The 263-nt window shown below is 44.9% G+C and carries 1 protein-coding gene; it reads right to left on the minus strand.

Going from position 1 to position 263, the window contains the following annotated elements; all coding sequences use genetic code 11:
* The coding region (locus tag AC0IXA_RS27645) for an SAM-dependent methyltransferase (protein ID WP_471814939.1) at positions 1-263 on the minus strand (263 nt) is incomplete at both ends.

Genomic DNA, 263 nt, shown 5'->3' on the forward strand with positions numbered 1-263 from the left:
CGTTAGTGCAGCATTTGCGCCAGGTAACGGAATGACATAGCCTCCGATGCTAGTAAAATCTCGTACCACTTCAGCCCCTGGATCTGAAATCGTCGGTAAACCAGCATCACTCACGAGCGCGATACTTTTCCCTTCTTTTAGCCATTCGATTAACTTGTGGCCGCTGCTGTCTTTGTTATGCTCATGATAACTCGTTAAGGGTGTATCAATTTCGTATACATGACAAAGCTTTTTCGTTTGCCTTGTATCTTCTGCGGCAATAT

The organism is Pseudomonas sp. AC083, from assembly GCF_979253165.1.